We start from the raw sequence: 22,918 nt of genomic DNA on the forward strand, positions 1-22,918 counted from the left end.
CGCAGGCGCACCGCGAGGCGGATGGCCTGGGCGTTACCCTCGAAGTTCTTCAGGGCGCGGAGCATGGCGCCGCGCAGCGGAGCATCGCGCGGTGCCGGCACCGCGCGCTCGAAAAGGCCGTCGAGGTGGCGCTCGAACCAGGCGTTGATCGCGTATTCGCCGAAGTGCCCGAACGGCGGATTGCCCATGTCGTGCATCAGGCAGGACATCTCCACCAGGCTTTCCACGGCGCCTTCCAGGCCGTCCAGGCCGAACTCCGCGGCGCGCTCACCGAGCTGCTTGTAGAGCGTCTTGACGATGAAGCGGCCGGTCTGCTGAACCTCGAGGGAGTGCGTGAGGCGGCTGCGCACGGCGGCGTTGCGCTCCAGCGGGAAGACCTGGGTCTTCTGCTGCAGGCGGCGGATGGCGGCGGAGTTGAGGATGCGCCCGCGGTCGCTCTCGAACTGGTCGATGAGGTCCTGCACGCTGCAGGCGGGAACCCTGAAGTTCTCCCGCAGAGCGCCCGGATAGGGGCGCTCCCGGGAAATCTTGTCCTTGAAGTTCACCCGCTCCGTCATCTATAGGCTCCACCGATCGTCGAGCGTGCAGCCTAGCCGCGTCGGGACTAGGCACACAACCGTGACGCGAGGGGCAAGGGCACAGGCGGACGTCAGTGGTGCTGACGACAGGGGTTCAGCGGGGGAGGGAAAACCGAAGGATCAGGCAGCCGCCTGGCTGATCAGCATGCCGTGGGCGACGCGGAACAGGGTGCCGTCGACGTTCAGTCTGAGCGGATCGCGGCCGACGATGACGGCGCCCTTGGAGAGCATTTCATCGATGTGGGCACGCAGGGCGTGAAAAGTGCGTTGTTCTTTCACCGGGGCGTACTCGAAGGTTGGTTGGCGAATTTTACCAAAGCCGACACATTCCGGCCGTTCGTCAGCGCGTAAATGTCGACTGCATCACATCGATCCTTTGGAAAGGGGATTCGGCCCGCACCGCCGAGGGCAACCGAGCCACGCATTCGCCGGCGTTGGGGGAGCGCATCGAGCGCCTTCCGGGCGCGTTAACTGTTTATTCATACAGTCTTCGGCGGTGTAAGATTACTCCGCCCTTTCTACGAGAAGCGTCGTTCGCCTCCGATTTCGGAAATTTTATGTTGGATCAACCGGTCAAGCCGCAAAGAAAGATCATTCACGTGGACTGCGACTGCTTCTACGCGTCGATCGAGATGCGTGACGATCCGGCGCTGGCCAACCGGCCGCTGGCGGTGGGCGGATCGGCAGATCGGCGCGGGGTGATCGCCACCTGCAACTACGAGGCACGCGCCTATGGCGTGCGTTCGGCGATGTCGTCGCGGCATGCGCTGAAGCTTTGTCCGGACCTGCTGATCGTCAAACCGCGCTTCGAGGCCTACCGCGAAGCCTCGCGTGAAATCCAGGCGATTTTCCGCGACTACACCGAGATCATCGAACCGCTGTCGCTGGACGAGGCGTTTCTGGATGTCTCCAACGCCGGGCATTTCGCCGGCAGCGCCACCCGCATCGCCCAGGACATCCGCCGGCGCATCTGGAAGGAGCTGCGCATCACCGTGTCCGCCGGCGTGGCGCCGAACAAGTTCCTGGCGAAGATCGCCAGCGACTGGAAGAAGCCCGACGGGCTCTTCGTCATCACCCCGGACCAGGTTGCGGATTTTGTCGCCACGCTGCCGGTGAGCAAGCTCCACGGGGTCGGCAAGGTGACGGCGGAGCGCCTGGCGCGCCAGGGCATCGTCGGCTGCGCGGATCTGCTTGGCTGGAGCAAGCTGGCGCTGGCCCGCGAGTTCGGCAGTTTCGGCGAGCGCCTGTGGAACCTGGCGCGGGGCATCGACGAGCGGCCGGTACAGGTGGAGAACCGCCGGCAATCGCTCAGCGTGGAGAACACCTACGATCAGGACCTGCCCGATCTGGCGGCCTGCATCGCCCAGCTGCCGGGCCTCCTGGAGGAAATGAACGGACGGTTGGAGCGGCTGGACAAGAGCTACCGGCCGGACAAACCCTTCGTCAAGGTGAAGTTCCACGACTTCAGCCAGACCACCCTGGAGCAGGCCGGCGCCGGTCGCGATCTGGACAGCTACACCCAGCTGCTGAGCGCCGCGCATGCCCGCGGCGGGAAGCCGGTGCGCCTGCTTGGCGTCGGTGTGCGCCTGCTGGATTTGCGCGGAATGAGCGAACAGATGGAGCTGTTCGCGCCCTGAGGGCACGGCATTCGCGCAGGAATGCCGGTTTGCCGCTCAGCGTTCCGGCAGCAGGCGGATCGGTTTGCCGCTGGCCGGCCACAGGCGCAATTCGTCCTGTTCCGATACGTCCCAGCGGCGCACCGTGCCGAGGGCGTCGAGGAAGCGCCGTTCTTGTTCCATCAGCGCCGGAGCGCAGCTCTTGCGGGTGCTGCCGGGGAAGTCGAAACCGAGCTGTTCGCCCTTGAGCGTGTACTGGGCGAACCAGTGGTTGCAGCCGGCATGGCCATAGGCGCGTCCGTCCGCGCCGAAGGTCATCGTGAGGTGGCTGCGGTCGATCAGCGGACGCTCGCCGATCCATTCGACGCTGTAGCTGCGTTCGGTCTGTAGCGGCGTGTGGCTGGCGCAGCCGACCAGCGTGGCGGCGCACAGGGCGAGGCTCAGCGGGGTTCTCATCAGGCGCTTTCCCGGCACTGGGGACACAGGTGGCGCCCGTCGACCGAGGCCCAGCCCAGCTCGGCGATGCGCGCTTCGGCGGCCGGTGCGCGGGCCTTGTCGCCGAGTTTTGCGTCCACCGCGAACTCGAAGTCGAGGTGCTTGGCACAGCCGTCGCAATCGACGCTCCACTGGCGGATTTCCAGTTCGCGGAAGGCCGGCCCGTTGGCCACCGCGAGCCACTGGCCGGGCGGATTGATCAGGTGGCGGACCTTTTCCACCTGCAGGCGCAGGCACAGGTCGCGGCTGCCCTTGAGGGTCACCAGCAGGGTATCGCCGGCGTTGATCGAGCCGCCGTTGCCGGTGACCTGGTAACGGCCTGGCGCCAGCGCGCGGCATTCGTTGAGGGTGTGTTGCGGGTTGAGCAGGCTGTAGCGGAAATCGTGTTCGGCCATGGTTCTTCGTGTTCGCGGATCGGGCAAAAGCGCTGGCCGGCATGCTATCACGCGCTGCCGGCACGGGCGCTTCGCCGGTCAGGCGGTCGCGGCGGCGTCGAGCAGGCGCTCGATGGCGGCGTCCAGTTCGCCGAGGGCGGCGGCGGCACCCGGGTCGTCCTGCTTGAGCAGGGTTTCGCTGCGCTGGCAGGCGTCGCGCAGTTGCGGCACGCCGCAGTAGCGGGTGGCGCCGTTGAGTCGGTGCACGCGCTCGATCAGCGCCGTGCGTTCCCAGCTTTCACGCGCCTGGCGGATCGCCTGGCGGTCGACTTCCAGCGATTCCAGCAGCATGCGCAGCATGTCGGCGGCGAGGTCGGCCTTGCCGGCCGCCAGGCGCAGGCCTTCCTCGGTGTCCAGTACCGGCAGCGTGGAATTGCCACGCGGCGCGTGGGGTTCGCTGCGCGCGGCGCTGCCGAGCAGGCTCAGGCCGGTCCACTTGAGTACCACCTGGCTGAGCTGGCGTTCGTTGATCGGCTTGGTCAGGTAGTCGTCCATGCCGCTGCGCAGCAGGATGCGTTTCTCGTGGGCCAGCGCGTGGGCGGTCAGCGCGACGATCGGCACCTGACCCTGCTGGTGCTCGATTTCCCAGGCGCGGATCGCCTCGGTGGTCTGCCGGCCGTCCATGCCGGGCATCTGCACGTCCATGAAGATCAGGTCGAAGCGCGTGCGGGCGACGGCCTTCAGCGCGGCCTCGCCGTTGTCCAGCGCGACGACTTCGGCGCCGAGGTCGCTGAGCAGCGTCTGCACCAGCAGCAGGTTGGCCGGGTTGTCGTCGACGCAGAGCAGGCGCGGCGGCCGGCTGTTGCTCGGCGCGATAGATGGCAGCAGGCGCGGCGGCGGCGCGTTGAGCAGATCGCCGAGGGCGCGGTGCAGTTTGCGCGTGCAGGAAGGCTTGGCCTGCAGCTGGCTGTCGGCGTCCGGCAATGCGTCGTGATAGAGCATCTGCTCGGTGGTCGGGCAGAGCACCAGGGCCTTGCAGCCGAGGCTTTCCAGGGCGTGGACCTGCTGGCTCAACGGCTCGGGGGGCAAATCCTTCAGGTTGACGCCGAGCACCGCCAGGTTGATCGGTCGGGGCGTGTCTCGCTGGCCGGCGACCGCATCGATGAGGTCGTCGAGCACCGGGAATTCGAGCACCTCCAGGCCGCAATCCTCGAGCTGGTGGCGCAGCGCCTGGCGCGCCAGTTCGTGGCCCTCGAGAATCGCCACGCGGCGGCCGGCCAGCGGTGCGCGCGGCAGGTCGTCGGCGTCGTCGCGGGCTTTGGGCAGGGTCAGGCTGACCCAGAACTCGGAGCCTTCGCCAGGCGTGCTGTCGACGCCGATCTCGCCGCCCATCTGCTCGATCAGGCGCTTGGAGATCACCAGGCCGAGGCCGGTGCCGCCGGCCTGGCGGTTGAGCGAGTTGTCGGCCTGGCTGAACGCCTGGAACAGCGCGCGCAGTTCCTCTTCGGCGAGGCCGATGCCGGTGTCCTGGACGCTGATCCGCAGCTGCGCGCGGTCGTCGCTTTCCTCTTCGAGCATGGCGCGGATGACGATGCAGCCCTCGCGGGTGAACTTGATCGCGTTGTTCACCAGGTTGGTCATCACCTGCTTGAGCCGCAGCGGATCGCCAACCAGCGCCAGCGGCGTGTCGCGATAGACCAGGCTGACCAGCTCCAGCTGCTTGGCATGGGCCGCCGGGGCGAGAATCGTCAGGGTATCCTGGAGCAGGTCGCGCAGATTGAACGGCAGGTTCTCCAGCATCAGCTTGCCGGCCTCGATCTTCGAGAAGTCAAGAATCTCGTTGATGATGCCGAGGAGGTTCTCCGCGGATTTCTCGATGGTGCCCAGGTAGTCATGCTGGCGCGAGGTCAGCTCGCTCTTCTGCAGCAGGTTGGTAAAGCCGAGGATGCCGTTGAGCGGGGTGCGGATCTCGTGGCTCATGTTGGCGAGGAATTCGGACTTGATGCGGCTGGCCTCGATCGCCTCCTTGCGCGCCAGGTCCAGCTCGATGTTCTGGATCTCGATGGTCTCCAGGTTCTGCCGCACGTCCTCGGTGGCCTGGTCGATGCTGTGCTGCAGTTCCTCGCGGGCGCTCTGCAGCGATTGTGCCATGCTGTTGATGCCCTCGGCGACCTGGTCCAGTTCGTGGCTGCGCAGCGGCGGCAGGCGGGTTTCCAGATGGCCGTCCTTGAGCTGCGCGACGGCCTGGCGGATGAGCAGCAGGGGTTCATTTATGGTGCGCCCCATGCGCAGCGCAAGCAGCGCGGTCACCCCGAGGCCCGTGACGATCAGCAACAGGCTGGCGAGCAGGCTGCGGTAGCCGCGCAGCAGGGTTCCCTGGTGCGACAGCTCGACCTCGACCCAGCCAAGCAGGCGTTCGTCTCCGCTCGTGTCGAGGTCGCCGCTGAGTGCGCGATGGCGGTTGAACACCGGCAGGAGAAAGCGCGTGGCGTCGTTGCCGCTGTTCAGCGACAGGCGATTGCCGTCGCCATCGGGCATCAGGTTGAGCATGCCCGGCCCGGCGTGGGCCAGGCGTGCACGGTCGGAACCCAGAAAGCTCACCGCGCGCACGTCGGGATTCTCCAGGGCGTCGTCGGCGATCCGTTCGAGCTGCGCGCTGTCGCGCCGCGCCAGCGAGGCCGCGGCCAGCGGCGCCAACTGCTCGGCGATCATCTGCCCGCGCTGGAGCAGCTGGGATTGCAGGTCGGAAAGCTGCATCCAGGTGAAGTAGCCGCCCAGCATCAGCGCCAGGAGGCTGGTAGGCAGCAGCGTCAGCAGCAGGACACGTCCCTTTATCCCCAAATCCGTCAACACGATGATCGGCCCCCCGCTCGGTGGTGTGTGCAATGCGCCGCGATTCCCTGGGCACTAACGATCGACGGCGATGTAGAATCGTTCTCATTTGATCTAGGGCCGTCTCCATGCAGTCTATCAGTCTCGTTTCCCCCCGCATTCCGCTGATTGCGGACGACCCGATCTGGCGGCCGCGGAGAGGCCTGAATCGATGAAGCGCGTTCTGTGGCTTTCCCTTCTGCTGTGCCTGGGCATCGCCGCTCCGGTACAGGCCAAGCCCGACCTGAGCGAGAAGCTCGGCCCGACGATCGCCGAGCGTGGCTCGGCCTTCTACCGCTTCGAGACCCTGGAAATGCCCTCGGCGGACGGCGCGCGGCATTACCGCATCTGGGTCGGCGTGCCCCGGCGACCGGCGCCCCGGATCGGCTACCCGGTGATCTACCTGCTCGACGGCAACGCCGCCATGGGCGCGCTGGACGAGGAGCGCCTGGACGAACTGGACCGACAGGGCCCGCCGGTGCTGGTGGCGATCGGTTATGCCACCGACCTGCGCTTCGACGTGGTCGCCCGGGCCTACGACTACACGCCGCCGATGCCGGGCGTGGAGCACGTCATCGACGACCTCGCCCGTGACCGCCGCGGCGGCGGGGCGGACCGGTTCCTCGACCTGCTGGAGCAGCGCATCAAGCCGGCGGTGGCCGAACGCGCGCCGCTCGACAGGTCGCGACAGACGCTCTGGGGCCATTCCTACGGCGGGTTGCTGGTGCTGCACTGCCTGTTCACCCGGCCGCAGAGCTTCCAGTTCTACGCCGCCGCCGATCCGTCGCTGTGGTGGCAGAAGGGTTTCGTCCTCAGCGAGGAGAAGGCGTTCGCCAGCCGAGAGAACAGGCCGAAGCGTCTGCTGCTGATGCACGGCGAGGCCCCGATCGCTGGCACGCCGCCGCTGGGGGTGGACGACAAGGTGCTCCAGGCGCGCCGCGAGGCCCAGGCCGCGGTGCCGCCGGACGCCATCGCGCAGTTGGCCGGGCGCCTGGCGCAACGGCCGGGCATACAGGTCGGCTATCGCGCATTTCCCGGCATGGGCCACGGTCCGCTGCTGCCGGTTTCGCTCGATCTGGCGCTGCAACTGGCGGTGGGCAGGACGCCGGCGGAGCTGGCCCCGCATGGCCAGTAAGGCCGTGCGCGGGGGCGCCGATGGCCCTCTTGGAAGCCCGCGCTCATTGATCTGATACAAATATCTGGCGTTTGAGAACGATTATTGTCTCCCGCCCCGGTATATCCTTTCACCCCCACGTCTTCGCCCGTTCCAGCAGCAAGGAAATGGTCATGTCCCCTGCGTTTCTCCGCTCGATTTCCCGTTCCCGCCGTACCGCCGGCGCGCTGCTCGGCGCCTGGGTGATGGTCTTCGCGGTGCATGCCGAAGCTGCCGCGCGGACCTTGGACACCGCTTACGGCGCGGTCAGCCTGGACGGCACGCCCCAGCGGGTGGTGGTGCTCACGGAGACGGCGCTGGACACCGCGCTGGCGCTGGGCGTGAAGCCGATCGGCACGCTCGCCACGCGCGGCGGCACGGGCGTCGCCGGCTACCTGAAGGACAAGGCCGGGCCCATCGCGCTGGTCGGCACGAGCCGCGAGGTGAACCTGGAAGCGGTGCTGCAATTGCAGCCCGACCTGATCCTCGCCGCGCCCGACCTGAGCCGCGACCTCTACGCCAAGCTCAGCCTGATGGCGCCGACGCTGGTGCCCAAGGGCAACGCCTTCGACGCCTGGCAAGACGTCACCACCTTCTATGCCGAGGCCCTCGGCAAGCGGGCCGAGGCCGATGCCTATCTCGAGCAGATCGACGCGCGCATCGCCGCGCTGAAGAAAGCCGTCAAGCCCGGCGTCGTCGCCTCCGTGGTGCGCTGGAATCCGCAGGGGCCGATCGTCATGTCCAACCAGCTGTTCGCCGGACAGTTGCTTGGCCAGCTGGGCTTCGAGAGCACGGCGCTGGCGCGCTCGCTGACCGAGAAACCGCACAGCGACACCCTGAGCCTGGAGAACCTCTCGCAGGTCGACGGCGACTGGCTGCTTCTCGCCTCCCTCAATCCGGACGGCGACAAGGCCTTGCTACAGGCGCGCAGCCAGCCGGCCTTCGAGCGGCTGAACGCGGTGAGCCACGGCAAGCTGCTGAGCGTCGACGGCCAGGTCTGGAGCAGTGGTTCCGGGCCGCTGGCCGCGCAGATCGTGCTGGATGACGTGGAGAAGGCGCTGCACGACTGATGTGTTCCCACCTCCCGCTGTCGGTTCCCGCCGCGCTGCTGCTCAGCGGCGGCGCCTTGCTCGCGCTGTGCCTGGCCAGCCTGCTGTTCGGCGCCGGTAACGTCGATCCGCTGCAAGGCGTGCGGGCGTTGTTGGGGCAGGGCGCCGGGGAGGCGCGCTTCGTGGTCTTCGAGCTGCGCCTGCCGCGAACCCTGCTCGGCCTGCTGGTCGGTGCGGCGCTTGGCGCGGCCGGCGTGGTGCTGCAGGCGGCGACGCGCAACCCGCTGGCCGAGCCGGGATTGCTCGGCGTCAGCGCCGGCGCCTCGTTCGCCGTGGTGCTGGCGCTCGGCCTTGGCGCCAGCGCGGCGACTCTCAACCTCGGCGTTGCCATCGGTGGGGCGCTGGTCGGCTGCCTGCTGGTGCTGCTGGTGACCCAGGCGCGCGGGCTGAGCAACGACCCGGTACGCCTGGTGCTGGCCGGCGCCGCGTTCTCCGGCATCCTCTCGGCGCTGAGCAGCCTGATCCTGCTGCAGGACCAGCGCAGCGCCGACGAAATCCGTTTCTGGATCATCGGCGCGCTCGCCGGCCGGCCGCAGGAGGTACTGGGCTGGAGCCTGCCCGGCCTGCTGCTTGGCTTGCTGGTGCTGCTGCCGATTATCCGTCCACTGGCTGCCCTGGCCCTCGGCGAGAAAATGGCCCGCGGCCTCGGCCATCATCCGGCGGCGATCCGCCTGGCCGCGCTGGCCGGCGTCGCGTTGCTGGTGGGCACCGCGACCGCCGCCGCGGGACCGATCGCCTTCGTCGGCCTGATCGTGCCGTTCATTGCGCGGCGCCTGGTCGGGCCCGACATCCGCCGCACCTTTGGGCTGTCGCTGCTGCTCGGGCCGGCCATCGTGCTGTTCGCCGACACGCTGTCGCGGTTGATCGTGCGGCCCTACGAGTTGCCGATCGGCGTGGTCACCGCCTTCGTCGGCGCGCCGATCCTGATCGCCGTGGTGCGCAGTCACCGGTTGCCAACGCTATGAGCGCCCGGCCTCTGCATGCTCCGGCGGGCCACTGGCTGCTGGCCGTCGGGCCCTGGCGCATCCTGTTCAACCGGCGCGGCCTGCTGGCCGGGCTGGCGCTGGGCCTGGCGCTGCTGGCGATGGCGGCGATCAGCCTGGCCTCGGGCAGCGCGTTGTTGTCGCCGTGGAGCGCGGTACAGGCCACCTTCGGCCAGGGCGAGACGATGCAGGTTTTCCTGGTGCGCGAGTTGCGCCTGCCGCGCCTGGCCGCCGGCGTGCTCACCGGGCTGGCCTTCGGCGTCGCCGGTTGCCTGATGCAGACGCTGGCGCGCAATCGCCTGGCCACGCCGGGCGTGATCGGCATCGACGAGGGCGCGACCGCGTTCGCCGTCGCCTCCATCGTCGCGGTGCCGACCAGTCTGGCGCCGTCGATGCTCGCCCTGGTTGGCGCGGCGACGGCGGCTGCCCTGGCCTTCGGCCTCAGTGCCGGTGCCGGGGCGCGCGGCTACCGCTTCATCGTGGTCGGCATCGCCATCGGCGCGGTGTTCGGCGCGCTGACCAACCTGATGCTGGCGCGCACCGACATGGACGCCGCCAACCAGGCCTATCCGTGGACGGTCGGCAGCCTCAACGCGCGCCCTGTGCAGGCGGTCTGGCTGCTCGCGGCGGGGCTCGCGGTGTGCCTGCCGCTGGCCAAGTACCTGGGGCGGGCGCTGGACCTGATGCGCTTCTCCGACAGCGTCGCGGTCGGCCTCGGCGTGCGCCTGGGCGCCATGCGCCTGCTCACCCTGATCGTCACGGTGGCGCTCACCGCGCTCGGTGTGGCTGTCGCCGGCCCGGTCGGGCTGATCGCCCTGGCTGCACCGGAAATGGCCCGCTACCTGAGCGGCCATCGCGGCGTGCCGGTGCTCAACGCCGGGCTCGCCGGCGCGCTGCTGATGCTCTGCGCCGACTGGGCCGGACGCACCCTGCTGGCGCCGGTGGAAATCCCGGTCGGCGTGGTCACCGCCATCGTCGGCGGCCCCTACCTGTTGTGGATACTGTTGCGCCAGCCGGCGCGGAGGCTGACATGAGCCACCCCGAATCGCCGCTCATCGGCCGGTCGAGCGCCACGGCGACCCTCGAGGCCCAGGCGCTGAGCCTGGGCTACGGCGACACGCCGATCGTGCGCGAGCTGTCGCTGCGCATTCCGCCGGGCAAGGTCACCGCCATCGTCGGGCCCAACGGCTGTGGCAAGTCGACCTTGCTCGCCGGTTTGTCACGCCTGCACAAGCCGAGCGCCGGCGCGGTGCTGCTCAACGGCGCTGCCATCGGCAGCCAGCCGTCCCGCGAGGTGGCGCGGTTGCTGGCGCTGCTGCCGCAGGACGCGACCGCGCCGGACGGACTCAGTGTGTCCGAGCTGATCCGTTTCGGCCGCCAGCCGCACCAGGGCATCCTGCGCCAGTGGTCGGCCGAGGATCAGGCCATCGTCGAGGAGGCGCTGCGTGTCGCCGACCTGGCCGAGCTGGCCGAGCGGCCGCTGGAGTCGATGTCCGGCGGCCAGCGCCAGCGCGCCTGGATCGCCATGGCAGTGGCGCAGCAGACGCCGCTGCTGCTGCTCGACGAGCCCACCTCGGCCCTCGACCTGGGCCACGCGATCGAGGTCTTCGAGCTGATTCGCGGGCTGGCCGCGGCGGGTAAGACGGTGGTGATGGTGGTGCACGACCTCTCCAGCGCGTGCCGCTACGCCGATCATCTGGTGGCGATGAAGGACGGGCGGATCGTCGCCGAGGGCGCACCGGGCGAGATCGTCACGCCACCGCTGGTGGAGCAGCTGTACGGCGTGCAGTGCGTGCTGCTGCGCGATCCGCACAGCGGCACGCCGTTGATCGCCGGAGTGAGTCGCCGCCCGCGCTGATCGGGCTGCCGGTTCGTTGCGTGCATCGTCGCGGTGGGGCGGCGCCGGGTTTGCCGGTATCATAGGCGCCTTCTTTTCGCCGTTCGGATCGTCGAGCCCATGACTCCGCAGTTCCCCACGATCGCCGATTGCATCGGAAACACGCCTCTGGTCCGCCTGCAGCGCCTGCCCGGCGAAACCAGCAACACCCTGCTGGTGAAGCTCGAGGGCAACAACCCGGCGGGTTCGGTGAAGGACCGCCCGGCGCTGTCGATGATCACCCGCGCCGAGCTGCGCGGCGACATCCAGCCCGGCGATACGCTGATCGAAGCCACCTCCGGCAATACCGGGATCGCCCTGGCGATGGCCGCCGCGATCAAGGGCTACCGGATGATCCTGATCATGCCGGACAACTCCACCGACGAACGCAAGTGGGCGATGACCGCCTACGGCGCCGAGCTGATCCTGGTGAGCAAGGAGGAGGGCATGGAGGGCGCCCGCGACCTTGCCGAGCGGATGCAGCGCGAAGGCCGGGGCAAGCTGCTCGACCAGTTCGCCAACGGCGACAACCCGCAGGCGCACTACACCGGCACCGGCCCGGAAATCTGGCGGCAGACCGCCGGCACCATCACCCACTTCGTCAGCTCCATGGGTACCACCGGCACCATCATGGGCACCTCGCGTTACCTCAAGGAACAGAACCCGGCGATCGAGATCGTCGGGCTGCAGCCGATGGAGGGCTCGGCGATCCCCGGCATCCGGCGCTGGCCGCAGGAATACCTGCCGAAGATCTACGACGCCACGCGCGTCGACCGGGTCGTCGACATGGCGCAGAACGAGGCCGAAACCGTGATGCGCCGCCTGGCCCGCGAGGAAGGCATCTTCTGCGGCGTGTCCTCCGGCGGCGCGGTCGCCGCGGCCTTGCGCCTGTCGCGCGAAGTCGAGAACGCGGTGATCGTGGCCATCGTCTGCGACCGTGGCGACCGCTACCTGTCCACCGGTGTGTATGAACAGCCCTGATCCGCGGAGCGCGCGCTGATGGCCAAGCGTAGCGGCCTGCGTTTTCAGCCCAGTGGCGGCGCGCGCAGCGTGCAGGTGCCGACGGGCAAGAAGCAGCAGCTGAGCATCGAGCGTCTCGCCCACGACGGGCGCGGCATCGCCTTTCTCGAAGGGCGCACCTGGTTCGTCGCCGGTGCGCTGCCGGGCGAGCGGATCGAGGCGCGGGTGCTTGGCGCGCGCAGCCAGGTGGTCGAGGCACGCGTCGAACGTGTGCTCGAGGCCGTGCCGCTGCGCCGTGTCGAACCCTGCAAGCACGCGCGCCAGTGCGGTGGCTGCAGCCTGCAGCACCTGCCCCATGCCGAGCAGCTGGCGCTGAAACAGCGCACCCTCGACGAGCAACTGACGCGCACCGCGCAGCTGCAGCCCGAGCAGTGGGCCGCGCCGCTGAGCGGGCCGGAGTTCGCCTACCGGCGCCGTGCGCGGATCGCCGTGCGCTGGGACGCGCGGGCCTCGCGGCTGGAGGTCGGCTTCCGCGAGGCGTCCAGCCAGAACATCCTTTCCATCGACGAGTGCCCAGTGCTGGTACAGCCCTTGCAGCCGATCGTGCGCGCGTTACCGCAGGTGCTGCGTGCGCTGGACAAACCCCATGCGATCGGCCACGTGGAAATCTTCAGCGGCACCGCAGAGGCGCTGCTGGTGCGCCACACGACGGTGCTCGGCGAGGCCGACCTGCAACGCTTGCAGGCGTTCTGCGCCGATCACGCCGCGCAGCTCTGGCTGCAGGGCACGGGCGAGCCGCAGGCCTTCGTCGCCGGGCAGGAACTGGGTTACCGCCTGGAGGCCTGGGACCTGCAACTGGATTTTCGCCCCGGCGATTTCGTCCAGGTCAACGCGCCGGTGAACCAGGCGATGGTCGCCCAAGCCCTGGAGTGGTTGGCGCCGCAGCCTGGCGAGCGGGTCCTCGACCTGTTCTGCGGGCTGGGCAATTTCGCCCTGCCGCTGGCGCAGCGGGTGCGTGAAGTGGTGGCGGTGGAAGGCGTGGCGGAGATGGTCGAGCGCGCGCAGGGGAACGCGCGGCGTAACGGTCTGGGCAACGTGCACTTTTTCCAGACCGACTTGTCGAAGCCGCTTGCCGATGCGCCCTGGGCGCAGCACGGCTTCGACGCGATTCTGCTGGACCCCCCGCGCGACGGCGCGTGGGATGTGGTGCGGCACCTGGCCGAGCTGGATGCCGACCGGGTGCTGTACGTGTCGTGCAATCCGGCGACCCTGGCGCGCGATGCCGCCGAGCTGGCCCGTCAGGGCTACCGGATGCGACGCGCCGGCATCCTCGACATGTTTCCGCAGACGGCGCATGTCGAGGCGATGGTTTTATTCGAGAGGAGCGGGAAGCTCCGGTAATCCGTGCGGTCCAATTTTTCGGACCGACGTTTTCGACGTGTTCGGCACGTCGTGGGGATAGGCGAAATGGTACAGGTCAGAGCGCATCAGCCGATCAATACCGACGGCAGCATCAATCTGGAGGCGTGGCTGGACCACGTCATCGGTCTCGACCCGGCGCTGGATCGCGACGCCATGCGCGAGGCCTGCGAGTTCGCCCGCCAGGTCGAGCAGCAGGCGAATGCCGCGCAGAACCTCTGGGTCGAAGGCACGTCGAGCTTCCAGACCGGCCTGGAAATCGCCGAAATCCTCGCCGACCTCAAGCTCGACCAGGACTCGCTGATCGCCGCAGTGCTCTATCGCGGCGTGCGCGAGGGGCAGATCCAGCTTCCCGACGTCAACCAGCGCTTCGGCCCTGTGGTCGCCAAGCTGATCGAAGGCGTGCTGCGCATGGCGGCGATCAGCGCCAGCCTCAACCCGCGCCAGTCGCTGGTGCTCGGCACCCAGGCGCAGGTGGAGAACCTGCGCAAGATGCTGGTGGCGATGGTCGACGACGTGCGCGTCGCGCTGATCAAGCTCGCCGAGCGCACCTGCGCCATCCGTACCGTGAAGAATGCCGACGACGAGAAGCGCCACCGCGTTGCCCGCGAGGTCTTCGACATCTACGCGCCGCTGGCGCACCGCCTGGGCATCGGCCATATCAAGTGGGAGCTGGAGGACCTGTCGTTCCGCTACCTCGAGCCCGAGCAGTACAAGCAGATCGCCAAGCTGCTGCACGAGCGGCGCCTGGACCGCGAGCAGTACATCACCACGGTGATGGACCAGTTGCGTGCCGAGCTGGCCGCCACCGGGATCAAGTCCGACATCAGCGGGCGCGCCAAGCACATCTATTCGATCTGGCGGAAGATGCAGCGCAAGGGCCTGCAATTCAGCCAGATCTACGACGTCCGCGCGGTGCGCGTGCTGGTCCCGGAAATCCGCGACTGCTACACCGCGCTCGGCATCGTGCACACCCTCTGGCGGCACATCCCCAAGGAATTCGACGACTACATCGCCAACCCCAAGGAGAACGGCTACCGCTCGCTGCACACCGCGGTAATCGGCCCGGATGGAAAGGTGCTGGAAGTGCAGATCCGCACCCACGCCATGCACGAGGAGGCCGAGCTGGGCGTATGCGCGCACTGGCGTTACAAGGGCACCGACCTCAAGGCCACTTCCAGCCATTACGAGGAGAAGATCTCCTGGTTGCGCCAGGTGCTGGAATGGCACGAGGAACTCGGCGACATCGGTGGGCTGGCCGAACAGCTGCGCGTCGACATCGAGCCGGACCGGGTCTACGTGTTCACCCCCGACGGCCACGCCATCGACCTGCCGAAGGGCGCCACGCCGCTGGATTTCGCCTACCGCGTGCACACCGAGATCGGCCACAACTGCCGGGGCGCAAAGATCAACGGGCGCATCGTGCCGCTCAACTACAGCCTGCAGACCGGCGAGCAGGTGGAGATCATCACCAGCAAGCAGGGCTCGCCGAGTCGTGACTGGCTGAACTCCAACCTCGGCTACATCACCACCTCGCGGGCGCGGGCGAAGATCGTCCACTGGTTCAAGCTGCAGGCCCGCGACCAGAACGTCGCCGCCGGCAAGGGCCTGCTGGAGCGCGAGCTGAACCGCCTGGCGCTGTTGCAGGTGGATTACGAGCGGCTGGCCGAGAAGGCCAACATGAAGACCGCCGAGGACATGTTCGCCGCCCTCGGCGCCGGCGACCTGCGCCTGGCGCAACTGATCAACCATGCCCAGCAACTGGTCGAGCCGGAGCGCGGCTCCGAGCAACTGGAGCTGATCCCGCGCAAGCATGGCGGCAACAAGCCGGGTCGGCGCGGCGACATCCAGATCCAGGGCGTCGGCAACCTGTTGACGCAAATGGCCGGCTGCTGCCAGCCGCTGCCGGGCGATCCCATCGTCGGCTACATCACCCAGGGCCGCGGCGTCAGCATCCACCGCCAGGATTGCGCCTCGGTGCTGCAACTGGAAAGCCGCGAACCCGAGCGGATCATCCAGGTCAGCTGGGGCCCTGTGCCGGTGATGACCTATCCGGTGGACATCGTCATTCGCGCCTACGACCGTTCCGGCCTGCTACGCGACGTCTCCCAGATGCTGCTCAACGAGCGCATCAACGTGCTGGCGGTGAACACCCGCTCGAACAAGGAAGACAACACCGCATCGATGTCGCTGACCATCGAGATTCCCGGTCTGGACGCCCTCGGCCGTCTGCTCGGGCGCCTCTCGCAGTTGCCCAACATCATCGAAGCCCGCCGTCACCGCGTCGGCGGTTGACGGACGGCCTCCGCGTTACCAGGACATTCCGATGTACCGACTCGACGACCTTCTGCATCTGATGGCGCGCCTGCGCGACCCGCAACACGGCTGCCCGTGGGACCTCAAGCAGGATTACGCGAGCATCGTCCCGCACACGATCGAAGAGGCCTACGAGGTCGCCGACGCCATCGAGCGCGGCGATTTCGCCCACCTGCCCGGCGAGCTGGGGGACCTGCTGTTCCAGGTCGTCTACTACAGCCAGCTGGCGCGCGAAGAAGGGCGCTTCGAGTTCGCCACGGTGGTCGACGGCATCGTGCGCAAGCTGGTGCGCCGCCACCCGCACGTGTTTCCCGACGGCGACCTGTATGGCGCGCCGGACATGGCGCGCCTGGAAGAGGCGGCGATCCGTCAGCGCTGGGAAGAGATCAAGGCCGAGGAGCGCGCCGAGGCCGCTGCCGCGCCGCAGCAACTGTCGCTGCTCGATGACGTGCCGGGCGCGCTGCCGGCGCTTTCGCGCGCGGCCAAGCTGCAGAAGCGCGCGGCCCACGTCGGCTTCGACTGGCCGGATGCGCTGCCGGTCGTCGACAAGGTCCGCGAGGAACTCGACGAAGTGCTCGAGGCGATGAGCGAGAATGACCCACGGGCGATCGCCGAGGAAGTCGGCGATCTGCTGTTCGTCGCGGTCAACCTGGCGCGGCATCTCAAGGTCGACCCTGAAGCCGCGCTGCGCGGCGCCAACGCCAAGTTCGAGCGGCGTTTCCGCTTCATCGAACAACGCTTGCGCGAACGCGGCCGCCCCATTGAGGCGTGCAGCCTCGACGAACTGGATGCGCTCTGGGGTGAGGCGAAGAAGCAGGAGAAAGCCGCAGCGGCCCTTTGAGCCCCCCGCGCGGCGAACAGAAAGCCGGTGGATGTCGCTTTTCACATCCACCACAATCCCGGGCGGAGCGATGAAGCGCGTGCCACCCCAGGTCCAACTCAATTCACGACGAGCCGAAACATGAGTCTTTCCCTACGCGATCAGTTGCTCAAAGCCGGACTGGTCAACGAGAAGCAGGCCAAGCAGGCCGGCAAACAGAAGCAGAAGCAGGTCCGCCTGGAGAAGAAGAATCAGGTGGAAAAGGACGACTCGCAGCGCCAGGCCGCCCTGCAGGCGCAGGCCGAGAAGCTCGCCCGCGACCAGGAGCTGAACCGCCAGCAGCAGGAAAAGGCCGAGCAGAAGGCCCGCGCGGCGCAGATCAAGCAACTGATCGAGTCCTCGCGGCTGCCCAAGCTGACCACCGAGGATTACTACAACTTCGTCGACGATAAGAAGGTCAAGCGCCTTTCGGTGAACAACCTGATGCGCGACAAGCTCAGCCGCGGGTCGCTGGCCATCGTCCGGCATGGCGGCGGCTACGAGGTGATTCCGCGGGAGGCGGCGCTGAAGATCCAGGAACGCGACCCGCAGCGCATCGTGCAGCTCAACGTGCAGACCGAAGCGCCGGACGCCGACGACCCCTACGCCGCTTACCAGATTCCCGACGACCTGATGTGGTGAGGCAGGTCGCGGCCTAGGGGCCGCGCCTGTGTCTTGTAGAGAGAGAGAGGGTGAGACGAATCGCTCCCCCGGACGGAGGAGCGAGGGAGGCGAATCAGTCGCGGCGGCCTTCGACCTTGCGGCCGTCGACGTTACCCTCGGCGAGCATGATCTGGTATTCCTTACCGTCCTTTTCCACCTGCTGCAGGCTGACCAGCAGGTAATCCCAGTCCTTGGCGAACCAGAGCACGGTCTTGCGGTTGCTCTGGGTGGGGTCGCGCACGCGCTCCACCTTGATCGCATCCAGCAGACCGGCGCGGGTGCGCACCACTTCCTCGCCCAGCACGCGGAAGTCGTAGGTCTCCACTTCGTCGCCGTCGACCACCTGGTAGCTCATGCTCTTCTTGCCGGCGGCCACGTCGTACTGCAGCGCCAGCTGGTAGGTCGACTTGTCGAGCATCCCGCGGTTCAGCGGCACGCGCAGCTGGTTGCCGCGGTCGTTGCCGATGATCTGCTTTTCGTTCCAGTCGAAATCCTGCTCGACGGTCTTGCCCTTGCCCAGGCCGCTGCGGTCGAAGCGGTAGGTCAGCGGCACGAAGAGGTCCGCGTCCTGGCGGAAGGTGCTTTCCTCGGTAAGGCTGGCAACCAGCATCGAGGCCTTGAAGTTGAGCAGCCAGCGGTTGTCGCCGTCGGCCTTGAGGCTGCGCTCGGCGGTGCCGCTCATGGGCAGCTGTTTCCAGTCGGCGGTATAGCTGGCGGAGAACGGCTTCAGCTCGTAGGCCTGTACCTGCAAGGCGAGCAGGGCGAGGACGAACAGCAGGACGCGACGCATAAAGGCTCCTAGGTTCGAATCAGATGGCCGGTGGCCGGCAGTTTTGCGCCGTCAAGCATTGCGCCATCGGTGCCGAGGCGCAAGCGACCCTCGGCAAACCAGCGCACGGCGATTGGGTAGATCAGATGTTCCCGGTGGTGAACACGCGTCGCCAGACGCTCTGGCGTGTCGTCCGCTTCGACCGGCAGCACTGCCTGTACGACCAGAGGACCGCCGTCGAGTTCTTCGGTGACGAAGTGCACGCTGCAGCCGTGCTCGGCGTCCCCGGCTTCGAGCGCCCGGCGGTGGGTGTCGAGGCCCTTGTGCCGGGGCAGCAGCGAAGGATGGATGTTCAGCAGGCGGCCCTGGTAGTGACGCACGAAGCCTCCGCTGAGGATGCGCATGAAGCCGGCGAGGACCACCAGCTGCGGCTCGAAAGCGTCTATCTCAGCCATCAGCGCGGCGTCGAAGGCCTCGCGACCTGCATAGCGCGTGTGATCGAGTACGCGGGTGTCGATGCCGGCCGCCCGCGCGCGGGACAGGCCCGCGGCGTCGGCGCGGTTGCTGATCACCGCGCGGATGCGGGCCGGGCTACCCGCGCCGTGGAGATCGTCGATCAGCGCCTGCAGATTGCTGCCGCTGCCGGAGATCAGCACCACCACATTGCAGGATTCGCCCATCAATGGGCTTTCAGATTGTTCAGCACGACTTGCGCGGCGCCTTCGGCGGCAGTGCCGATCTGGCCGATCACCCAGGGCTGCTCGCCGCTGGCGGTTAGATTGCTCAGCGTGGCTTCGACGTGTTCCTGGGCGACGCAGATGACCATGCCGACGCCGCAGTTGAGCACGCGATGCATCTCGTGCTCATCGACGTTGCCCTGCTCCTGCAGCCAGTCGAACACCGCTGGGCGCGTCCAGCTGGCCACGTCGACCACCGCCTGGGCGCCTTGCGGCAGCACACGCGGGATGTTGTCGAGCAGACCGCCGCCGGTGATGTGGGCCATGGCCTTCACCGCGCCGGTGTCCTTGATCAGCTTGAGCAGCGGTTTGACGTAGATGCGCGTCGGCGCCATCAGCAGGTCTTTCAGCGGTTTGCCGTCGAGCTGGATGCGTTCGATGTCGGCGCCGGCGACTTCGATGATCTTGCGGATCAGCGAGTAACCGTTGGAATGCGGGCCGGACGAGGGCAGGGCGATCAGCGCGTCGCCACTGGCGACCTTCGAGCCGTCGATAATCTCGGCCTTTTCCACCACGCCGACGCAGAAGCCGGCCAGGTCGTAGTCCTCGCCTTCGTACATGCCCGGCATCTCGGCGGTCTCGCCGCCGACCAGGGAGCAGCCCGCCAGCTCGCAACCGGCGCCGATGCCGGTGACCACGGTGGCAGCCACGTCGACGTTGAGCTTGCCGGTGGCGTAATAGTCGAGGAAGAACAGCGGCTCGGCACCGCAGACCACCAGGTCGTTGACGCACATGGCGACCAGGTCCTGGCCGATGCTGTCGTGCTGGTTGAGGTTCAGCGCCAGGCGCAGCTTGGTGCCGACGCCGTCGGTACCGGAGACCAGCACGGGCTGTTTGTAGCCGGCTGGGATTTCGCAGAGGGCGCCGAAGCCACCCAGGCCGCCCATCACTTCCGGACGTGCGGTGCGCTTGGCCACACCCTTGATGCGTTCGACGAGCGCTTCTCCGGCGTCGATGTCGACACCGGCGTCCTTGTAGCTGATGGAGGGTTGCTTGCTCATAAATCGGGCCCTTGGGGTTTCGGGGTGGGACCGGTGCCGCGCGGGGCCGGTCTGCGAGGCGCGCGATTTTATCAGGCTTGCCGGGCAGCGGCCATCCTGCCCGCCCGGTTGCCGGGTGGCGGAGGGCTGTTTAAGGTATAGCGCTCCGGGTGGCTGCCATGCCGCCCCTGTCCAGAGAGTTATCCATGCGTCCGATCGCCCGTCTGCTTCTTCTCAGCCTCGCGCTGCCGTGCCTGCCGAGCTTCGCCGAACCGGTCGCCGGGCTCTACGAGGTGCGCGAGCCGGTCGCCAGCCAGCAGCCGGCGGACCGCGAACAGGCCCTGCAACGGGCGCTGGATACCCTGGTGCTGCGTCTTTCCGGCGACCCGGCGGCGCTGCGCAATCCGGGCCTGGCCGAGCTGCGCAAGGACCCGCAGCAACTGATCATCCAATACGGTTACGACGACGAGGCACTGAAGGTCGACTTCGATCCGTTGTCCAGCGAGCGCGCCCTGAGCCGCGCCGGGATCTCCCTGTGGGGCGCCAACCGGCCGTCGATTCTCGCCTGGTGGCTGAACGAGTCCGTCGACGCCGCCAGTCTGGTCGGCGATGGCCAAAGCAGCGCCGCGCCGCTGCGTGCCGCCGCCCAGCGCGCCGGTCTGCCGCTGCGCCTGCCGCTGGCCGATCTTCCGGAGCAACTGGTGGCGACCGCCGACACCCTCAAGGCGTCGTCGCCGGATGCGCTGCGCGAGATATCCACGCGTTATGGCGCGGATGCGCTGCTGGCGGTGGATGCCCACGAGGAAGAGGGCAAGTGGACGGCGCAGTGGAAGCTGTGGCTCGGCGACTCCCGCGAGCAGGGCAACGCCGAGGGCGCCGACGCCGCCAGCCTGGCCGAGGCGGTGCTGTGGGCGGTGAACCAGCGCCTGGCACCGCGCTTCGTCGCCAAACCGGGCGCCGCGCGCGGGCTGTCGGTGCAGATAGAAGGCGCCGACCTGGCGCGCTACGCCGAACTTGATCGCCTGCTCGAACCCTTCGCGGCGCATCTGCAGAGCGTCTCGGGCAATCAGCTCAATTACCAGTTGAATGCTAGCCCAGAGCAACTGCGCGCGCAGCTCGCGCTGGGTGGCCTGCATGAGCTGGCCGCCGAAGCGCCCGCAGCCAGCGCGCCGGCGGAAGGCGTGGAGACCGATCCGGCCGCGAGCCCGGCAGCACCGGCGGTACCCCGGGACCCCGTGCTGCGTTTCGGCTGGTAGCCGGCGTACACTGCGCGGCCGCCAACGCGGCCGCTGACTTCTCCGTTCAAGGAACCGGGCATGACCCCTTCTAATCGCTGGCTGTGGCTGATCGGCCTGCTGCTGGCCGGCTGGCTGATCTATCTGCTCACTCCTATCCTCTCGCCGTTCCTGATCGGCGTGCTGCTGGCCTACCTCGGCGATCCGCTGGTCGATCGCCTGGAGCGCTGGAAGCTTTCGCGCACGCTTGCCGTGGTCGTGGTGTTCGCCCTGTTCAGCCTGATCCTGCTGGCGGCGCTGCTGATCGTCCTGCCGATGCTCGGCAAGCAGTTGATGCACCTTTATCAGCTGGCGCCACGGGCGCTGGACTGGCTGCAGGTCAGCGCGCTGCCCTGGCTGCAGGCCAAGCTTGGCCTGGCCGAGGAATTCTGGCGTTTCGACCGGATCAAGGCGGTGTTCTCCGAGCACCTGGGGCAGACCACCGACATCGTCGGCATCGTCCTCGCCAGCGCGACCACCTCGAGCCTGGCGCTGCTCGCCTGGCTGGGCAATCTGCTGTTGATCCCGGTGGTGAGCTTCTACCTGCTGCGCGACTGGGACCTGATGGTCGCCCGCCTGCGCGTGCTGCTGCCGCGCCGTAACGAGGAAACCACCGTGCAACTGGTCGGCGAGTGCCATGAGGTTCTCGGCGCCTTCCTGCGCGGGCAGATGCTGGTGATGCTGGCGCTCGGGGTGATCTACGCCGCCGGGCTGATGATCATCGGCCTCGACCTCGGCCTACTGATCGGCCTCCTCGCCGGTCTCGCCAGCATCGTTCCGTACATGGGCTTTGTCGTCGGTTTCGGCGCGGCGGTGATCGCGGCGCTGTTCCAGTACGGCGGCGATCTGTATCCGCTGATCGGGGTCGCAGCGGTGTTCACCGTCGGCCAGTTGCTCGAGGGCATGCTGCTGACGCCGCTGCTGGTCGGCGACCGCATCGGCCTGCACCCGGTGGCGGTGATTTTCGCTATCCTCGCCGGCGGCCAGCTGTTCGGCTTCACCGGTGTGCTGCTGGCCTTGCCGGTGGCTGCGGTGGTCATGGTTCTGCTGCGGCATGTGCATGTTTTATATAAACTTTCAGACCTCTATCGGGAGCCTTCCAACTCCCATGAACCTCCCGGTCCGGCATGACACCCCTGCAGCTCCCCCTCGGCGTTCGTCTGCGTGACGACGCCACCTTCGCCAACTACTACCCCGGCGCCAACGCGGCCGCGCTGGGCTACGTCGAGTGCCTGTGCGAGGCGGACGCCGGCTGGACGGAAAGCCTGATCTACCTGTGGGGCGCCGAAGGCGTCGGCCGCAGCCACTTGCTGCAAGCGGCCTGTCTGCGCTTCGAGCAGCGCGGCGAACTGGCGGTCTACCTGCCGCTCGGCGAGGTGGTCGACCACGGCCCGGCGCTGCTGGACAACCTGGAGCAGTGCGAGCTGGTCTGCCTCGACGATCTGGACGCGGTGGCCGGACGCGCCGACTGGGAAGAGGCGCTGTTCCACCTGTTCAACCGGTTGCGCGACGCCGGCCGGCGGCTGCTGCTGTCGGCCAGCGCCTCGCCGCGCGAGCTGGCGATCGGCTTGCCCGACCTGCAATCACGGCTGAGCCTGGCGCTGGTGTTCCAGCTGCAGCAGCTGTCCGACGAGGACAAGCTGCGCGCCCTGCAACTGCGCGCCTCGCGCCGCGGGCTGCACCTCAACGATGAAGTCGGGCGCTTCATCCTCACCCGCGGCGCGCGCAGCATGAGCGCGCTGTTCGAACTGCTCGAGCATCTCGACCAGGCTTCGCTGCAGGCTCAGCGCAAGCTGACCATTCCGTTCCTCAAAGAAACCCTGGGCTGGTAGGGCGCTCGCCGCTAACCCGCCCTTGTATCTACGAGAGCATCCAGCCCCGCCGTA

At 68.0% G+C, this 22,918-nt stretch carries 22 protein-coding genes; 14 read left to right on the forward strand and 8 right to left on the reverse strand.

Annotated features, from left to right (window positions below; translation table 11 throughout):
• On the reverse strand, positions 1-557 hold a 557-nt coding region (gene dgt, locus QMX85_RS14700; RefSeq protein WP_282342058.1), incomplete at its 3' end, for a dGTP triphosphohydrolase.
• Positions 558-698: 141 nt separating this feature from the next.
• Positions 699-857: a hypothetical protein gene (locus tag QMX85_RS14705; protein WP_175534346.1), complete on the reverse strand. Its 159-nt coding sequence runs from the start codon at positions 855-857 to the stop codon at positions 699-701.
• A 278-nt stretch (positions 858-1,135) separates the two neighbouring features.
• Here QMX85_RS14705 and dinB point away from each other — a divergent pair, with 278 nt between their 5' ends.
• Positions 1,136-2,215: a DNA polymerase IV gene (gene dinB, locus QMX85_RS14710; RefSeq protein WP_282342061.1), complete on the forward strand. Its 1,080-nt coding sequence runs from the start codon at positions 1,136-1,138 to the stop codon at positions 2,213-2,215.
• Positions 2,216-2,251: 36 nt separating this feature from the next.
• Here the strand turns inward: dinB and QMX85_RS14715 are convergent, their stop codons facing one another.
• The 3 genes from QMX85_RS14715 to QMX85_RS14725 form a co-directional block, all read right to left on the reverse strand.
• Entirely contained in the window at positions 2,252-2,650 is a 399-nt protein-coding gene (locus tag QMX85_RS14715) for an META domain-containing protein (protein WP_090228161.1), read from the reverse strand.
• On the reverse strand, positions 2,650-3,084 hold the full coding sequence (locus QMX85_RS14720; RefSeq protein ID WP_282342062.1) for a hypothetical protein: 435 nt from the start codon (positions 3,082-3,084) through the stop codon (positions 2,650-2,652). The genes QMX85_RS14715 and QMX85_RS14720 overlap by 1 nt, the downstream gene beginning before the upstream one ends.
• 78 nt (positions 3,085-3,162) lie before the next feature.
• Entirely contained in the window at positions 3,163-5,916 is a 2,754-nt protein-coding gene (locus QMX85_RS14725; protein ID WP_282342063.1) for an ATP-binding protein, read from the reverse strand.
• A 190-nt stretch (positions 5,917-6,106) separates the two neighbouring features.
• On the opposite strand from QMX85_RS14725, the gene QMX85_RS14730 reads away from it, so the two are divergent.
• The 10 genes from QMX85_RS14730 to QMX85_RS14775 all read left to right on the forward strand — a co-directional run bounded on the left by QMX85_RS14730 (position 6,107) and on the right by QMX85_RS14775 (position 17,251).
• A complete protein-coding gene (locus QMX85_RS14730) occupies positions 6,107-7,069 on the forward strand; it encodes an alpha/beta hydrolase-fold protein (protein ID WP_282342064.1) in 963 nt (320 codons plus the stop codon).
• Positions 7,070-7,221: 152 nt separating this feature from the next.
• Positions 7,222-8,157: an iron-siderophore ABC transporter substrate-binding protein gene (locus QMX85_RS14735; protein ID WP_282342065.1), complete on the forward strand. Its 936-nt coding sequence runs from the start codon at positions 7,222-7,224 to the stop codon at positions 8,155-8,157.
• A complete protein-coding gene (locus QMX85_RS14740; RefSeq protein ID WP_282342066.1) occupies positions 8,157-9,161 on the forward strand; it encodes an iron ABC transporter permease in 1,005 nt (334 codons plus the stop codon). Before QMX85_RS14735 ends, QMX85_RS14740 begins: the two co-directional genes overlap by 1 nt.
• Entirely contained in the window at positions 9,158-10,213 is a 1,056-nt protein-coding gene (locus QMX85_RS14745) for an iron ABC transporter permease (RefSeq protein WP_282342067.1), read from the forward strand. The genes QMX85_RS14740 and QMX85_RS14745 overlap by 4 nt, the downstream gene beginning before the upstream one ends.
• Positions 10,210-11,037 (forward strand): ABC transporter ATP-binding protein, encoded by an 828-nt coding sequence (locus QMX85_RS14750; RefSeq protein WP_282342068.1) that lies wholly within the window; start codon positions 10,210-10,212, stop codon positions 11,035-11,037. The genes QMX85_RS14745 and QMX85_RS14750 overlap by 4 nt, the downstream gene beginning before the upstream one ends.
• Positions 11,038-11,136: 99 nt before the next feature.
• Positions 11,137-12,036, forward strand: coding sequence for a cysteine synthase CysM (cysM, locus tag QMX85_RS14755; protein ID WP_273229406.1), 900 nt, complete (start codon positions 11,137-11,139; stop codon positions 12,034-12,036).
• 18 nt (positions 12,037-12,054) lie between these two features.
• A complete protein-coding gene (gene rlmD / locus QMX85_RS14760) occupies positions 12,055-13,416 on the forward strand; it encodes a 23S rRNA (uracil(1939)-C(5))-methyltransferase RlmD (RefSeq protein ID WP_282342069.1) in 1,362 nt (453 codons plus the stop codon).
• Positions 13,417-13,482: 66 nt separating this feature from the next.
• Positions 13,483-15,729: a GTP diphosphokinase gene (relA, locus tag QMX85_RS14765; protein ID WP_273229409.1), complete on the forward strand. Its 2,247-nt coding sequence runs from the start codon at positions 13,483-13,485 to the stop codon at positions 15,727-15,729.
• A 31-nt stretch (positions 15,730-15,760) separates the two neighbouring features.
• Positions 15,761-16,591 (forward strand): nucleoside triphosphate pyrophosphohydrolase, encoded by an 831-nt coding sequence (mazG, locus tag QMX85_RS14770; RefSeq protein ID WP_282342070.1) that lies wholly within the window; start codon positions 15,761-15,763, stop codon positions 16,589-16,591.
• Positions 16,592-16,711: 120 nt separating this feature from the next.
• Positions 16,712-17,251 carry a DUF2058 domain-containing protein gene (locus QMX85_RS14775; RefSeq protein WP_282342071.1) on the forward strand — a complete coding sequence of 180 codons (540 nt, stop codon included), beginning with the start codon at positions 16,712-16,714 and terminating at the stop codon, positions 17,249-17,251.
• Positions 17,252-17,345: 94 nt separating this feature from the next.
• Here QMX85_RS14775 and QMX85_RS14780 read toward each other — a convergent pair whose 3' ends face one another.
• The 3 genes from QMX85_RS14780 to purM are packed head-to-tail and all read right to left on the reverse strand — an operon-like array spanning position 17,346 to position 19,779.
• Positions 17,346-18,062, reverse strand: a complete 717-nt coding sequence (locus tag QMX85_RS14780; protein WP_282342072.1) for a DUF3108 domain-containing protein — start codon at positions 18,060-18,062, stop codon at positions 17,346-17,348.
• A gap of 8 nt (positions 18,063-18,070) precedes the next feature.
• A complete protein-coding gene (gene purN / locus QMX85_RS14785; RefSeq protein ID WP_282342073.1) occupies positions 18,071-18,721 on the reverse strand; it encodes a phosphoribosylglycinamide formyltransferase in 651 nt (216 codons plus the stop codon).
• Positions 18,721-19,779: a phosphoribosylformylglycinamidine cyclo-ligase gene (gene purM / locus QMX85_RS14790; protein WP_282342074.1), complete on the reverse strand. Its 1,059-nt coding sequence runs from the start codon at positions 19,777-19,779 to the stop codon at positions 18,721-18,723. Before purM ends, purN begins: the two co-directional genes overlap by 1 nt.
• Positions 19,780-19,964: 185 nt before the next feature.
• Here purM and QMX85_RS14795 point away from each other — a divergent pair, with 185 nt between their 5' ends.
• From QMX85_RS14795 to hda, 3 genes are read left to right on the forward strand one after another with little or no spacing between them, the layout of a single operon-like run.
• The gene (locus tag QMX85_RS14795) at positions 19,965-21,014 is read left to right on the forward strand and encodes a DUF2066 domain-containing protein (RefSeq protein WP_282342075.1); all 1,050 of its coding nucleotides are present in this window, start codon (positions 19,965-19,967) and stop codon (positions 21,012-21,014) included.
• A 60-nt stretch (positions 21,015-21,074) separates the two neighbouring features.
• Positions 21,075-22,163, forward strand: coding sequence for an AI-2E family transporter (locus QMX85_RS14800; RefSeq protein ID WP_282342076.1), 1,089 nt, complete (start codon positions 21,075-21,077; stop codon positions 22,161-22,163).
• The gene (gene hda, locus QMX85_RS14805; protein ID WP_282342077.1) at positions 22,160-22,864 is read left to right on the forward strand and encodes a DnaA regulatory inactivator Hda; all 705 of its coding nucleotides are present in this window, start codon (positions 22,160-22,162) and stop codon (positions 22,862-22,864) included. The genes QMX85_RS14800 and hda overlap by 4 nt, the downstream gene beginning before the upstream one ends.
• Positions 22,865-22,918 lie beyond the last annotated feature (54 nt).

This window comes from Pseudomonas sp. PS02288 (genome assembly GCF_029959715.1).
GTDB lineage: Bacteria > Pseudomonadota > Gammaproteobacteria > Pseudomonadales > Pseudomonadaceae > Pseudomonas_O > Pseudomonas_O kuykendallii.